Raw genomic sequence first — 15,152 nt, 5'->3', positions numbered from 1 at the left:
CATCTTTTTAAATTCTGTTTTGTTCTAATTGTTTATATTCTAACACTTGCTTTAATGGATTATGTTCAGGATTAGATAATTCAGGGTCCTGTTTAACAAGTTCACGTGCAACTTTTTGTGCTACTACCAGTGTGTTGTAATTATTTACAACATCACCTACACGAAATTCAGGTAAACCTGACTGAGCTTTACCAAACAAGTCTCCTTCACCACGCATTTTAAGGTCTTCTTCAGCGAGTTTAAAGCCATTATTAGTTTCGGCTATAATCTTCATTCTAGCTTTACCAGAATCAGTCTTAGGATCTGCAATAAAAACACAATAACTTTGCGTTTGACCACGCCCGATTCTTCCGCGCAATTGGTGCAATTGACTTAAACCAAATCGATCAGCATTATAGATGATCATCATATTGGCATTAGCTACGTCAACACCAACTTCAATTACACTGGTAGTTACTAAAATATTAATCTCGCCATTAGCAAAAGCAGACATAATCTTGTCTTTTTTAGCTCCTGGCATTTGACCATGTAAAAGTACTACATTTTGATCAGGAAAATCATGACTTAATTTCTTATGCAATTCTTCTGCATTTTTCAAATCAAGCGTCTCTGATTCTGTAATTAAAGGCGTAACTGCGTAAATTTGAAAACCTTGAGCAAGCTGCTCATGCATCAATTTATAAACATCCTTCATCTGGCTGCTTGTCTTCCAAACTGAAATGATTGGCTTTCTGCCAGAAGGTAAATGATGAATTTCAGATACTGTCATATCACCATAAACAGTTAAAGCTAAAGTTCTAGGAATTGGCGTAGCTGTCATTGCTAAAATATCAGGACTATCACCTTTATTAATCAAAGCTTGTCTTTGACCAACACCAAATCTATGTTGCTCATCAATAATAACCAAACCTAATTTCTTAAAGATCACATTTTTTTGAATTAACGCATGCGTACCAATAACTACATTAATCGTTCCGTCCGTTAATTCTCGATAAATTTCTCGTCGCTCCAGCGTTTTAGTGTTTCCTGTTAATAAGGCTACTCTTACACCCAATGGTCGCAATAATTCATCAATCTTTTTAAAATGCTGCGTAGCTAAGATTTCGGTTGGTACCATCAAGGCAGCCTGATAACCTGCTGTAATTGCCGCAAAAATAGCATAAACAGCTACCACAGTTTTACCAGAACCAACGTCACCTTGAAGCAATCTTCTCATTTGACCATCTGAATGCATATCCGCAAAAATTTCATTAATGACTTTCTTTTGATCATCTGAAAGTTCAAATGGCAATGACTTAGTTAACTTAGCAATTTCTTTTAGATCATACTTTTTAGCATAACCATGTTGTTTACCATCATGATTAGCCAATAAAGCTAGTTGTAATTCAAAAATAAAGAACTCACGGAAAATTGCACTTCTTTTAGCTAATTCTGCTTCTTGCCCATTTTTAGGGTGGTGCATTTTTTGAATAATCTCTTGATCATGAAGCAAACGATATTTTTCTCTAATTTCTTTAGGAACAATATCTTGAACTTGATCTAAAAAGCTATCAATTGCCAGATTGATTAAATTTATTAACTTTTTTTGCTTCACATGCCGGTTAATAGGATAAATTGGGGCCATGCCACTATCGTTTTCTTTAGCAGCAACAAATTTGAATGCAGACAGACTTTGCCGAGCAACATTATACTTGCCATAAATAGCAACTTCTTGTCCAACTTCAATTTTGCTTTTTAACCACGGCTGATTAAAAAAATTGACCATGACAACATCATGGTCAATTCTTAATTTGAAGCTTAGTCTGCTCTTTTTATATCCAAATCGACTAACAAAAGGCTCAGTTGCTACAATTCCTTTCAGCATTACCTTTTGACCATCCATGATTTGATCTAATGGCAATGTCTGAAGTTCGTCATATCGAAAAGGAAAATAAAATAGCAAATCATAAATACTATAAATTCCTAAGCTTCCTAGATCAGCTGCAGTCTTTGTCCCCACACCTTTTAAATCCGTTACAGGAGCAAATAATGCATTATCTATCATTTTATTCAACTGATACTAAGAAATGATATACAGGTTGACCACCATCATGAATTTCAAATTCAAGATCATCATGCTTTTCTTCAAGTTGGCTAACCACTTTTTGTGCTTCTTCTTCATTTGAATCACGACCATACATGATTGTGATGATTTCAGAATCTTCATCAAGCATCTTTTCAATCATTTCAGTAGTAGTCTTGATCAAGTCAGCATTATCAACCTTAATATTGCCATCAATGATACCGAGGTAATCATTCTTATGGATTTCCACATCGTCGATTTCAGTATCACGAGTAGCTTGAGTTACTTCACCTGAAACTACAGTGTCAAGATCTTCTGACATAGCTTCAACGTTTTCATCAACAGAAGCATCTGGGTTAAATGAAAGCATTGCAGTAAGACCTTGAGAAATAGTCTTACTTGGAACAATACCTACTGGAATGTCGCTAACTTCAGCAGCTTGTTTAGCAGCCATAACGATGTTGCCGTTATTTGGCAATACAATAGCCTTCTTAGCACCAGACTTCTTGATAGCATCGATAAAGTCTTGTGTTGATGGGTTCATGGTTTGACCACCAGAAATAATTCGATTTACGCCTTCGCTTTCGAATAACTTTCTAATACCATTACCAGAAGCTACTGCAATAACAGCAAAGTCTACGGATTCTTGTTGCTCTTCATCTTGATCAACAATGCTTTCGTGTTGAATACGCATGTTGTCGATCTTAATCTTGCCCAATTGACCGAATTGACTGCCGTACTTAAAGACATCGCCAGGGTGTTCAGTGTGTACGTGAACTTTAGCAATTTCACCATCAGAAACAGCTAAAAGTGAATCACCTAAACCTGATAAGTGCTTTCTAAATTCTTCCAAATCGAATTTCTTCTTGTTTGGCACATCAGCATTAAGGTCTACCATAATTTCAGTACAGTAACCGTTCTTGATATCTTGAGTAGCTAATTGACTTTGTACAGAAGATTGGTGGTGCATTGCATTGATCATTTCATCCATTTCGTTTTCATCAGGTTGATATTGATCAGCAAAGTTTTCACCAAGAAGACCTTCTAAGAAACCTTCATAAATGAACAAAAGTCCTTGACCACCGGAGTCAACAACGCCAACTTGCTTTAATACTGGAAGCAAATCTGGAGTTGATTTAAGAGCCTTTTTAGCACCTTCAACTACAGCCTTCATTACTTCAGTAACATCATCGGTATCATTAGCCTTGCTTGCACCTTCAGTTGCTGCAACGCGAGCTACAGTCAAAATAGTACCTTCAACAGGCTTCATTACTGCCTTGTAAGCAGTAGCTACACCATTTGAAAATGCGTTAGCCAATTCTTGAGCAGTCAAAGTCTTCATACCCTGAGTAGCTTTGTAAAAGCCACGGAATAATTGTGAGGTAATAACACCACTGTTACCACGAGCACCCATCAACATTCCTTTAGCTAAGCTTTCAGTCAAATCACCAACATTGCTGCTAGGATTTTCAGAAACTGCTCTAGCACCACTTTCAATAGTCAAATTCATGTTGGTACCAGTATCACCATCAGGAACCGGGAATACATTCAATGAATTAACAAATTCAGCATTCTTGCCAATTCTATGAGTGGCAACACGTACCATATCTCTAAATTGTTTACTATCTATCTCATTTAAAACCACTATTTAGAACCTCGCTTACATTATTCGTCAAGTACTTTTACACTTTGAACGATTACATTAACGGCTTTAGTATTAATTCCTAATTGATTAGACAGGTTAAATTTAACACTGTCTTGAACATTCTTACTTACTTCAGAAATCTTAAGCCCATAACCAACAATAATGTACACGTCAACAGTAATTTCGTTATCTTCTGACTTTACAACAACGCCACGTTTGTAGTTGGCGCGGTTAAGAATCCCATCAAAGCCATCGCGAATAGCATTCTTTGATGCCATTCCCACAACGCCATAGTTAGACGTAGCTGCGCCACCAACAACAGTTGCAATTACACCGTTTGAAATATCAATCAAACCATCTTTTGTCTTGATCTTAACAGCCATGTTTGTCCTCCGTCTCATTATCTATGTATACGTTTATTATTTTATCATAGTACTTACTTAATCAATAAACAAAATACGTGTTAAAAAAATCCTTTTAGAGTTGAATTGCTCGAAAACATATGATAATCTAATTAAGTATGACACCACACATAAAGGAGGTTTAGCAAATGGCAAAAGATTACGTAACAGGTAAGAAGACTACATTCGGTAACAAACGTTCACACTCATTGAACTCAGCTCGTCGTGCTTGGAAGCCAAACCTTCAAAAAGTTCGCATTCTTGTTGACGGTAAGCCAAAGCGCGTTTGGGTTTCAACCAAGGCTTTAAAGTCTGGTAAAGTTACTCGTGCCTAATAACCAAAAATAGTCTAACAGATTTCTGTTAGACTTATTTTTTTGCTCAAAATTTAGTTAAAAGGCTTCGATTCGCTTTTTGAATAAAACCACTGCAATCCAAACAGAAATAAATGACGGCAAAATCGTCACAACAAATAAGTTTGGATCTAAAATATTACCAATTTTAATATAAGTTGAGATGTTTGGAATTTTGCGAATATTATCAAAAATCACTTGATAAATCGTAATATAGATCAAAGTCCATTGAATGTAGTATTCAATAATAGTTAAAACTGTATTTGACAATGGGAAGAATTTTCGAAAAAGTTTTAAATCCCAATACAGTACAATTCCTGAAATAACTACCATGATTCCGATTAACAAGAAGATATTTCCTAATTTCAATGCATGATCGGTACTCATGAACAAAAAGATGATGCCGAACATAATCAAAAAGTTAATTGTGGAAAAAAGCAAAAGCATTACAAATAATAAAAGTGCTTTGGTAAAGCTAAAGTGTTTGCGCTCTTTAAAAATCATCCCGATTACAATCACAATCAGGATGCCCAAGAAGATTGGCCAAACTTGTCTCATTTTTCTTCCTCCAAAATAATAATATATTTCATTGTAGCAAATTCTTTAGTCTACTTGAGCATCAAAAAAAGGCCTAACGGCCTTTTTCTTTTACTTCATAATGTTGTGATGCTTATCATCATCAGGAATATCTTCTGCCATTCTTTCATCAATTGGTGTATAAGCATATTCAGTAATCATTTCACCAAGCTTAGTTGGTAAACCTAAATCTTGATAAGTAACATTTCTTGCTGCTCCGTTAATTGTAGCAACTTCCTTGTTCTTCTTTTTATCAAAAACATGAACGTGGTTCTTGTGCATGTAGTCTTCTACATTCTTCTTAGCACGATCAAGTCTTGCTTCATAGCGACCATTTTCAAAACCAGCTACATTTTTTTCAAAATCAATGTACTTCATAATAATTCCTCGTTTCTTTTTTTATCTATTTTCACACTTTTTTAGAGATTAGAAAAGCGATTAATATCTTTAGAATAAATTGCAGCAATCATGCCTTGCTTAAAGGAAATTTCAAAATTATCACTGCTAGGTAAAAATTCATTTGAAGAAAATACTCGAGGATAATTGCCAGAATAATGCTTCAATTCATACCTTGCACCAATGATATTAAAATCTTCAGTTGCACCAAGTGTAGCAAAGCCAATATATGGATATTCTTCTTTTCTCTTAATCTCGTGCATCCCCGGATTAAAAAAATCAATGCTATTTTGCTGATCAAGCATTTCGACTCTTGGTGCAAATTGATTAACTGATGGATTAAGCAACATAAACAAATTGATTAAGAAATGATCAATTCTGCCGCCAGTTGCGCCCAAAATCGTTAATTGTTCTACTCGATAATCTTTAAAAACTGTTTGTAGCATTAATTCAGAATCCGTCCAATCTTTAACTGGGTTAGAGTAGCGAATGTCCTTTACAGTCTTTTCAATTCGCGCAAGATCTTTATCATGAAGCGAATCAAAATCACCTATTGCTACATCGGGCATAATACCAAGCTCTTCTAAAAATAGTGCTCCACGATCTACGCCAACAACCAATTCATTATTACGCTTAGCAGCAGTCAATTTTTCTTTTATATCTTCAGGCCACAGATCAGTTGGACCACCCAATAATGCATATGCCTTCATTATTCGATGACATTTTCTATTTTACGAACTTGATTAGCAATGTCGCCATCTTTATACAAATATGAACCTACAACAAATACATTGGCTCCAGCGTCTTTAGCTGTCTTAATAGTCTGATCATTAATGCCGCCATCTACTTCAATAGCTACATCTGGTCCTACTATTTCTCTTACTTGTTTAATTTTTTCAGCAGAATTTTCAATAAATTTTTGCCCGCCAAAGCCAGGATGAACAGTCATTACTAAAACTTGATCAAGCTTGGGTGCAAATTTAACCACAACATCACTAGGAGTATCAGGATTAATTGCCAAAGAAGTATTCACATCATTAGAAATCAGATAATCAAACCAATAGTTCAACTTTTCTTCACTCATTGCTTCATAATGAAGTTCAATTAAGTCTGCACCAGCATTAACAAAGGCAGGTACAAGGTCTTTAGGATTATCACTCATTAAATGAATTTCTGCATCAGTCATTGGAAATTCACGCTTAAAATCTTCGACTAATTGTGGTCCAAAAGAAAGATTAGGTACAAAGTGTCCATCCATAATATCAATATGAAATCTGCTTATACCCGCAGCAATAGCGTCTTTTATATCGGTTTCTAAATTTAGATTATCTGCATTCAAAATTGATGGTGCAATCAGCATTTTTTCCTCCATTATTTCAAATATTCAGGCATGCGACCTTCGCTGATTTCGGTCCGCATTGCTAAATAATCATCATATCGGCTAGGTAAAATCTTTCCTTCTTCAAGCAGCTTTTTAACTTCACAGCCTGGTTCCTTTAAGTGTTGGCAGCCACGGAATTTACATTTTACACTAGCACGTTTAAATTCAACAAAATAATTACATAACTCATTAAGTTTAATTGGTGTTAAATCAATTGAAGAAAATCCTGGCGTATCTGCAAGAAAGCCCTCTCCCAATTTAAACAATTCTACTTTTCTAGTAGTGTGCTTACCACGGTTTAAACTAGCTGAAATCTCTCCTGTAGCTTGATGAGCGTCTTCTTTTAAATGATTCAATAAAGTTGACTTACCTGCACCAGATTGTCCAGCTAAGGTCCAAATTTGATCTTTGCCAATCATTTCTGGAATCTTTGCTTGTACATCATGATAATCAGTGAAAACAGGATAGCCAATTTCTTGATAATATGCTAAAGATTGCTTAATTTCAGCAAGCTTTTTTTCATCAAGCAAATCTGCTTTAGACAAGTAAATAGTGACATTTACTTTTTGCCAAGAAAAGAAAGTTAAGAATCGATCAAGCAATTCCAATGAAAAATCTGGTTCAACCGCAGAAATTACCAATAAAACATGGCTTACATTAGCCACAGCTGGACGGCCAATTCTATTTAAACGCGGCATGATTTTAACCAGATAACTCATACCCTTATCATCAATTTGGATTTCTACTCTGTCTCCTACTGCTGGTTTTTGCTTTTTTTGACGAAAAACGCCACGAGCACGCGTTCTCACGATGCCCGTAGCGGTTTCTACGTCATAATAACCAGCAATTAAACCAATAACGGTTCCTTGTGCTAGTTTCATTTATTTAGTCACCTTTTCATTCAAGATAGTATCTCCATTGCGGACAACTCTTAATTGTCCTGCACCATTTTTAATTGAAAATGGTATTGAGAAGCTCATATCACGTTTAATATAAAGATCACGATAAATATTGCTCAATGAATGATCGTCATCTTTAATATAAATCTGAACATGATCACCCTTAGTAGAACTTGAGCTGGATGAACTATCTTCTTTATCATTGTCTGTTTTTTCTGTGTTGTCAGCCGTGGTCCCTACGTAATTTACAGTAAAGTTCTTAGTTACCGTAGTTTCTTTTTCTTCCTTAGGACCACGTGAGACTCTAATTGCAATGGTTGAGCCACGATCAACTTTCGTTCCAGGACCTGGATCCATTGAAATTACTAAGCCTTTTTCAACATCATCAGAATACTCTTGATTAATTTGCAAAGTCAACCCATGTTCTCTAGCGTAATCTTGTGCACTCTTTAAGGAATAATTATGCAAATCTTTCAAGGTAACTGTATTACTTCGCTTGCGTGGAGCACGACCCTTAGAAACTACTAAAGTAATTGTAGTTTGTGTTGGCTTTACTTCTACGTCAGCTGCAATACTTTGTGAAATAATATCATTCTCAGGGACTTTGTTAGAAAATTGATCTTCTCTAACTACGTCAAAGCCTTCATTTTCTAACTTTTCAGCAGCTTCATCATAGTTATCGCCTACTACGTCAGGAACTTTAACCATGCTTGACCCACTTGAGACAATCAGATCAACCATTTTTCCTTGAGCAAGTGAATTACCAGCTGTCGGCTTAGTAGCAATTACATAGCCTTTTTTAACGTCATCAGATTGCCTGCGAATAATTTTACCTACTTGCAAGCCAGCAGCTTCTAATTTATTTTCTGCTGTCTTTTCTGCAATATTGGTCACATCAGGGACATTAACTTGCTTTGGTTTATTGCCATTACCGCTTAAAGCAAAAATCATGATAAAGATAATTAAGCCGGCAGTAATAACAGAGAAAATCCACCACCATTTATGAGCTTTAACATTTTGCCAAAAACTCTTCTTTTTCTTTTCAGGTGTAGCTTCCGGCTTTTCTTCTTTCGGTGGTTCTTTAGAGTCTGTTTTTTGCGGCTTAAATCCTGGCAAAACTATCGTCTTATCATCGCTAACACCATGATTCGGAACAAAAACAGGTTCATCGCTTCTCTCAGGATCAAGACTGCTATCAAGATCCGCTTTCATTGCTTGAGCAGAATCATAACGATCTCGTGGATCCTTAGCTGTTGCTTTTAAAACTACATTTTCTAATGCTTGTGGAACGCTCTTATCCTTTTTTCTAATTGATGGTATAGGCTCCTGTGCATGCTTTAAAGCTATAGAAACTGGCGTATCACCATTAAATGGCACAGTACCTGTAATCAATTCATAAAGAATAATTCCAAGAGAATAGATATCAGATTGCTTGGTAACCAGCCCGCCTCTTGTTTGCTCTGGAGACATATAATGAACTGACCCCATTACCGAATTAGTTTGAGTAATTGAGCTTTGGTTAAGAGCAACTGCAATACCAAAATCAGCAATTTTAATATTGCCTCTTTTATCCATTAAAATATTTTGTGGCTTTAAGTCACGGTGAATCACATTATGCTTGTGAGCAAGAGCAACCGCACTTAAGATTTGATCCATGATGCGAATTACTTCACGTAAATCCAATGGAGAATTTTCACGGATATATTCTTTTAAGTCAGGACCGTCGACATATTCCATTACCATATAAGGAAGCCCATGATCCATACCCACATCAAGAACAGAGACAATATTAGGATGGCTCAATTCACTAGTGGCTAATGCTTCTCTTTGAAAACGAGCTTGTGTTTGTGGTTCGTTTTGCAAATCTAAGCGTAAAATTTTCACAGCAACCTTACGCTGTAAAATAATATCTTCAGCCAGATAAACGTTGGCCATTCCGCCTTCGCCTAAAGTATCAATAATGCGGTAGCGCTCTCCAAGCAGATAACCTTTATCGATCACTGCTTTCGTCCTCCTTATTCCAAATTAGGCAGACAGTAATGTTGTCACCACCACCCAATCGATTGGCCTCACTAATTAACTTATTGCAGCGTTCTTTTAAACTTAATTCTTTAGTTGCTAAAATTTGTTGAATTTGAGGATCACTAAGAGAATTAGTCAAGCCATCTGTACATAACAAAATGATGTCATTATCATTCAATTTGATCTTATTGATCTCTGGATCAATCGTACTCGATACACCCAAAGCTTGAGTAATAATATTCTTTTGTGGATGGTGCTTAGCTTGTTCTTTAGTAATTTGACCCATTTTGACTAATTCATTGACTAAAGAATGATCTTCTGTAAGTTGGACAAACTTTCCTTCTGAATAACTATATGCACGTGAATCACCCAAGTGGGCAATTAAAGCATTGTTTTCAAAAGCAAAGGCTAAAACAATGGTGGTTCCCATTCCATTTAAATCAGGGAATTTATCAGCTGTTTTTAAAATAGTTTCATTTTCAGAATTTAACTGAACATCTAACCATTTATTGGCAATGTTGGCATCTGTAAAATCGGTTATCCCGAAATTGTGTCCTAGATGCGTAACTGCCATAGTTGAGGCTACATCCCCACCTTGATGTCCACCCATGCCATCACAAACGATCGCTAAAGTGATACCTTTACGATTTTTAAATACTTGTACAAAATCCTGATTGCTCTTTCGTACCTTACCGATACTAGAAGCATATGCTGTTTCAATCAAAATCTAACCTCGCATCTTAAATTTAGCAATGAAAAATCCATCATTGTTATCTTGGTCAGGCATTATTTTTAGCATCCCCGTCTTAGATTCCAATTTACTAGTTGCAAATGGCTTCAACTCAAAATTAGGATGCATCTTTAAAAACTTTTTGACAACGGCTTCGTCTTCTTCTACAGAAATAGAACAAGTAGAGTAAACTAATTCACCGTCTTCTTTTAATAATGGGCTAACTGAGTCTAAAATTGCTAATTGAATTTTTTGCAGATTATGCAAATCACGTTCAGTCTTAGTATAACGAATCTCTGGCTTACGTCTCAATAACCCCAAACCGGAACAAGGTGCATCTACCAAAATCTTAGTAAATTCTCCTTGCTTAAAAATATCTTGTACTTTGCGCGCATCACAAGCTTTAGTTACAACTTTATCAGCAACATTCATTCTTTTAGCATTTTCTTTAACTAAATGCAGTTTCTTTTCATGAATGTCTAAAGCTGTCACGTCGCCTTCTGCAATATTTTCCGCCATTTGAACAGTCTTACCACCTGGAGCACTGCAAGCATCCAGAATATGTTCTTTTTGGGAATCAAAATCAAAGGACTCTACCACTAAACTAGCGGCTTCATCTTGAATTGTCAATTCGCCGCGCTTGAATAAATCACTTTGGCTGATACCACCATGACTTAAAATTGCGTCATTTTCAGATAATTTAGACCATTCAGGGTTATAACCTTCAGCTTTTAATTGATCAAAAACTTTTTCTCGATCACATAATGATGAAATACGAACACTATTTTTAGCTGGTTCATTAATACTAGTAAGTAAATTCTTAGTGCGATCAATGCCCCAATTATTAATAAAGTATTTTACTAACCATTCAGGCATACTTTCTTTAATGCTTAAATATTCTACTTCATTTTTAGGATCAGGCAGTTGCACACCACGTCTAATAAAAGAGCGCAAAATTCCGTTTACTACACGATAACCTGATGAATGATGCTTACCAAATTGCTTAGCCAATTTATTAGCTTCATCCAAAACTGCACGATTAGGAACTTTATCCAAAAAGATAATTTGATATAAAGACATTAACAATAATGGCTTCAAATATTTTTCAGTTAACTTAGTCCTTACCAAACCTTTTAACTGATACTCTAAAAAAAGTCGATATTGAATTGTTCCGTAAACTATCTTAGTTGCTAAATTTTGGTCAGCTATCGATAAGTTTGAATGACTAAGACTATTATTTAAGCTAATGTTTGAATAGGATTTATCTTGTAAAACTTTAATTAATGTTTCTAAGCTGATTGCGCGAGCACTTTTACTTGTCGACAATTTCTTCTCCTGGTTTAAACTTGCTACCTTGACCGTTTAAAAAGTTCTTAATGTTCATTCGTTTCTTGCCACTTGGTTGTACTTCAAATAAGTTCAAAACAGTGCCGTCAGCAAAGCTAATTGCAAAGCGGCCTTTATTTGCTACAACTGAACCTGGAGCTAAATCAGTAGTTTCATCAGCAACCTCTGCTTTCCAGATCTTGAAGCGTTTGCCTTCAACCATCATGTAAGCACCTGGATCTGGGTTAAGGCCACGAATCATGTTATTTGCTTCCGTAGCTGTCATAGAAGTAGTGATTCTTTCTTGTTCTTTAGTAATGTTAGGTGAAAAGACTACTTTTTCAGGATCTTGTGGTGTCTTCTTTACGCTGCCGTCAATAATTGATGGCAAAGTCTTAAGCAAAAGATCACGACCTAAAATTGACAATTTAGCAAACAAAGTGCCTGCGTTATCATCAGGTTCGATCTTAATTGCTTCTTGCGCATAAATGTCACCGGCATCCATTTTCTTAACCATTTCCATAATAGTAATACCGGTTTCTTTATCACCATTGATCAATGAATATTGAATTGGCGCACCACCACGGTATTTTGGTAAAAGTGAGCCATGAACATTTACAGCAGCAATCTTAACTGAATTCAAAAACTTAGTTGGCAAAAATTGTCCATAAGCTGCGGTAACAATTAAGTCAGCATGCATATCAATCAATTCTTGCATTTCTTCAGAGCCAGATAATTTTGCAGGTTGGTAAACAGGCAAATCATGTTTTTCGGCAGCAATCTTAGCTGGACTCTTTGTAATCTTTTGTTTACGTCCAACTTTCTTATCTGGTTGAGTTACTACAGCCTTAATTTCATAATTGTTTTCAATTAGTCCTTCAAGTACTGGTACTGAAAATTCTGGCGTACCCATAAATATTATTGATGTCATTTAAAGTCCCCTTTACATTATTCTTTCTGGTTCATTATCAATAAAAATACTTAAGCCATATTTCTTTGCTTCCTGTGCGGAATCTTGAACATGGTGCAATAAATTATTCAAATTAGGTTCTTTTTTATATTTTATCAGTATTTGGTAATAATATTGATTTTTTACTCTAGAAATTGCACTTGGTGTTGGCCCTAAAATAATAGTTTCTGCATGAAGTTGTTTTGTTAAATAGCGCTTAATTTTAAAAGCTTCTCTTGCAGCGTTTTGCTCTTTTTTAGCAGCAATAGAAATCAAAACAGTAAAGAAATATGGTGGATAATTTCCTGCATGTCTTACATTCATCTCATAGCCATAAAACCGCTCATAATCTTGAGTTTGAGCCAATTGAATAGCATAGTGTTCTGGGTTATAAGTCTGAATAAGGACTTCTCCTTCTTTATCTGCTCGTCCTGCTCGCCCTGCAACTTGAGTTAATAATTCAAAAGTTTTTTCTGAGGCATTATAATCTGAAATCCATAGACCAGTATCGGCATTAATTACACCTACAAGCGTTACATTAGGGAAGTCTAACCCCTTGGCAATCATTTGCGTTCCCAACAAGATATCTGCTTCATGGTTTCCAAATGAGTCCAAAATCTTCTTGTAGCTACCTTTTCTACGTGTAGTATCAACATCCATACGTAGAATTCTAGCACCTGGCAATAGTTCTTCTAGCTCTTCTTGTACTTTTTGCGTTCCTGTCCCCAAAAAACGAATTTGAGAACTTTGGCAATTAGGACAACGTGTAGGAATAGGTTCAGTATGGCCGCAGTAGTGGCACTGCATACTGTTAGTATCCTTATGCAAATTCAAAGATACATCACAGTTAGGACACTTTAAAACAAAACCACATTCTCGGCAAAGCATAAAGTTAGCAAAACCGCGACGGTTAAGCATTAAAATGACCTGCTCTTTTTTCTCAAGTCGCTTTTTAATAGCATCCACTAATTCAACTGATAGATCAAATTGACCACCTGCAAATTGAACATGCTTTAAGTCAATCAAGTTTACCTTAGGCAATTTTTTATTATTAGCTCTCTTAGTTAGTCGCAAAAGATGGTAAACATTCTTTTGTGCTCGTGCACGGCTTCCTAAAGACGGTGTAGCACTTCCTAAGACAAGTGGACAGTGATGATACTTACTACGCCAAATAGCCACGTCTCGTGCATTATAGCGTGGATCAGACTCTTGTTTATATGATGATTCGTGCTCTTCATCAATTACAATCAAGCCGATATTTTTAAGCGGTGCAAAAACTGCACTTCTTGCACCTACAACTACTTTAGTTTCGCCGCGACGAATTCTGCGCCATTCATCATATTTTTCGCCTTCAGACAATGCACTATGCAAAACTGCAACTTCTTGACCGAATCTCGCCTTTACCTGTCGCACCATTTGCGGAGTAAGTGAGATTTCTGGTACAAGCATTAGAGCAGTTCTACCTTGGGCTAAAGCTTTACTAATAGCATGCAAATAAACTTCAGTTTTACCACTACCGGTAATTCCTTCAAGCAAAAAAGTTTCTGCTTTTCTTTCATCAATAGCATTTGCAATCTCGTCTAATGCATGTTGCTGCTCATCATTTAGCGTTATCGAGACTGGCTTTTCATCATCTTTAAAACCAGCTAATGGATCACGATAAACCTCAACTGCATTTCTCTTTAACCAGCCCTTTTTTACAGCCGAATTTAATACAGCAGCAGTTAAATCTAACTTTGTTTCTAGTTCTTTCTGCATTTTTGGATAACTATCTGCATGTTCAATAATATCCATTAACAATTGCTTCTGCTTAACTGCATTTTGACGCAAAGTATTATAAATTTTTGGATATTCTTGTAAATCTAAGGCTAAAGAATATTGATTTTCTTTTTTCTTTTTAGCCTTATTGTCTACAACATATTCGATCTTAGCATCATCATTTTTTAGCAAAGAACGAATCTTTTTAATCTGCTCTAGATCCGTTATCTTATTTAAATCAATTGGATCTCCCTGAAAAAAGGGCATCTTTTTAGCAGAATCACTTGCAGGTAGCAGCAACTTGCGATAGCCTGCACGCATTACCCATGGAAGCATGGCTTGTAAGATTTTAATTCGATATGAATAAATATTCTTTGCTAAATCTGCAGATAATTCAACTAATTCAGGCGTCAGTGGTGGCATTTCATCAACGACCACTAACAAATCCTTCATCTTTCCTTTGAAATTGCTAGTTTCAGACAGACCTACAACAAAACCTTGCACTTTTCTAGGTCCAAAGGGTACTACTACTCTTGAACCAATTTTGATATCTTTTTCTAGTTCAGACGGAACATGATATTCAAAAACACGGTCAGTTTGCCGCGCCGCAACATCTACAATCACTTGAGCAATCATCTAATCACCTGTAAAAAA

At 35.9% G+C, this 15,152-nt stretch carries 14 protein-coding genes; 1 reads left to right on the top strand and 13 read right to left on the bottom strand.

The features are described 5' to 3' along the window. Positions 1-7: 7 nt before the first annotated feature. The 3 genes from recG to RDN22_RS01800 are packed head-to-tail and all read right to left on the bottom strand — an operon-like array spanning position 8 to position 4,090. Positions 8-2,044 (bottom strand): ATP-dependent DNA helicase RecG, encoded by a 2,037-nt coding sequence (recG, locus tag RDN22_RS01810; protein ID WP_308555322.1) that lies wholly within the window; start codon positions 2,042-2,044, stop codon positions 8-10. Position 2,045: 1 nt separating this feature from the next. Next, the gene (locus RDN22_RS01805; protein WP_308555320.1) at positions 2,046-3,707 is read right to left on the bottom strand and encodes a DAK2 domain-containing protein; all 1,662 of its coding nucleotides are present in this window, start codon (positions 3,705-3,707) and stop codon (positions 2,046-2,048) included. A 20-nt stretch (positions 3,708-3,727) separates the two neighbouring features. Beyond that, complete coding sequence (locus RDN22_RS01800) at positions 3,728-4,090, bottom strand: Asp23/Gls24 family envelope stress response protein (RefSeq protein WP_003547910.1); 363 nt, start codon at positions 4,088-4,090, stop codon at positions 3,728-3,730. 167 nt (positions 4,091-4,257) lie between these two features. Between RDN22_RS01800 and rpmB the strand changes: the two genes are divergently transcribed. Next, on the top strand, positions 4,258-4,443 hold the full coding sequence (rpmB, locus tag RDN22_RS01795; RefSeq protein WP_025005840.1) for a 50S ribosomal protein L28: 186 nt from the start codon (positions 4,258-4,260) through the stop codon (positions 4,441-4,443). A gap of 57 nt (positions 4,444-4,500) precedes the next feature. Here the strand turns inward: rpmB and RDN22_RS01790 are convergent, their stop codons facing one another. The 10 genes from RDN22_RS01790 to priA form a co-directional block, all read right to left on the bottom strand. Then, positions 4,501-5,019, bottom strand: coding sequence for a hypothetical protein (locus tag RDN22_RS01790; protein ID WP_308555316.1), 519 nt, complete (start codon positions 5,017-5,019; stop codon positions 4,501-4,503). 90 nt (positions 5,020-5,109) lie between these two features. After that, entirely contained in the window at positions 5,110-5,415 is a 306-nt protein-coding gene (locus RDN22_RS01785) for a hypothetical protein (RefSeq protein ID WP_308555314.1), read from the bottom strand. Between the two features lie 41 nt (positions 5,416-5,456). Next, a complete protein-coding gene (locus RDN22_RS01780) occupies positions 5,457-6,143 on the bottom strand; it encodes a thiamine diphosphokinase (protein ID WP_308555312.1) in 687 nt (228 codons plus the stop codon). Then, positions 6,143-6,793, bottom strand: coding sequence for a ribulose-phosphate 3-epimerase (rpe, locus tag RDN22_RS01775; RefSeq protein WP_308555310.1), 651 nt, complete (start codon positions 6,791-6,793; stop codon positions 6,143-6,145). Before rpe ends, RDN22_RS01780 begins: the two co-directional genes overlap by 1 nt. An 11-nt stretch (positions 6,794-6,804) precedes the next feature. Beyond that, entirely contained in the window at positions 6,805-7,695 is an 891-nt protein-coding gene (gene rsgA / locus RDN22_RS01770; RefSeq protein ID WP_308555308.1) for a ribosome small subunit-dependent GTPase A, read from the bottom strand. Beyond that, positions 7,696-9,714, bottom strand: coding sequence for a Stk1 family PASTA domain-containing Ser/Thr kinase (pknB, locus tag RDN22_RS01765; RefSeq protein WP_308555306.1), 2,019 nt, complete (start codon positions 9,712-9,714; stop codon positions 7,696-7,698). Next, complete coding sequence (locus RDN22_RS01760) at positions 9,704-10,459, bottom strand: Stp1/IreP family PP2C-type Ser/Thr phosphatase (protein ID WP_308555303.1); 756 nt, start codon at positions 10,457-10,459, stop codon at positions 9,704-9,706. The genes pknB and RDN22_RS01760 overlap by 11 nt, the downstream gene beginning before the upstream one ends. A gap of 3 nt (positions 10,460-10,462) precedes the next feature. Then, on the bottom strand, positions 10,463-11,791 hold the full coding sequence (gene rsmB, locus RDN22_RS01755; RefSeq protein WP_308555300.1) for a 16S rRNA (cytosine(967)-C(5))-methyltransferase RsmB: 1,329 nt from the start codon (positions 11,789-11,791) through the stop codon (positions 10,463-10,465). Beyond that, the gene (fmt, locus tag RDN22_RS01750; protein WP_308555298.1) at positions 11,778-12,722 is read right to left on the bottom strand and encodes a methionyl-tRNA formyltransferase; all 945 of its coding nucleotides are present in this window, start codon (positions 12,720-12,722) and stop codon (positions 11,778-11,780) included. The genes rsmB and fmt overlap by 14 nt, the downstream gene beginning before the upstream one ends. A 12-nt stretch (positions 12,723-12,734) precedes the next feature. Beyond that, positions 12,735-15,134, bottom strand: a complete 2,400-nt coding sequence (gene priA / locus RDN22_RS01745) for a primosomal protein N' (RefSeq protein WP_308555296.1) — start codon at positions 15,132-15,134, stop codon at positions 12,735-12,737. Positions 15,135-15,152 lie beyond the last annotated feature (18 nt).

The sequence above is a fragment of the uncultured Lactobacillus sp. genome (genome assembly GCF_902491705.1).
In the GTDB taxonomy this organism is placed as follows: domain Bacteria; phylum Bacillota; class Bacilli; order Lactobacillales; family Lactobacillaceae; genus Lactobacillus.
The sequence above is the reverse complement of the archived record's forward strand: the minus strand, read 5'-3'. Positions and strand labels throughout refer to the sequence as shown.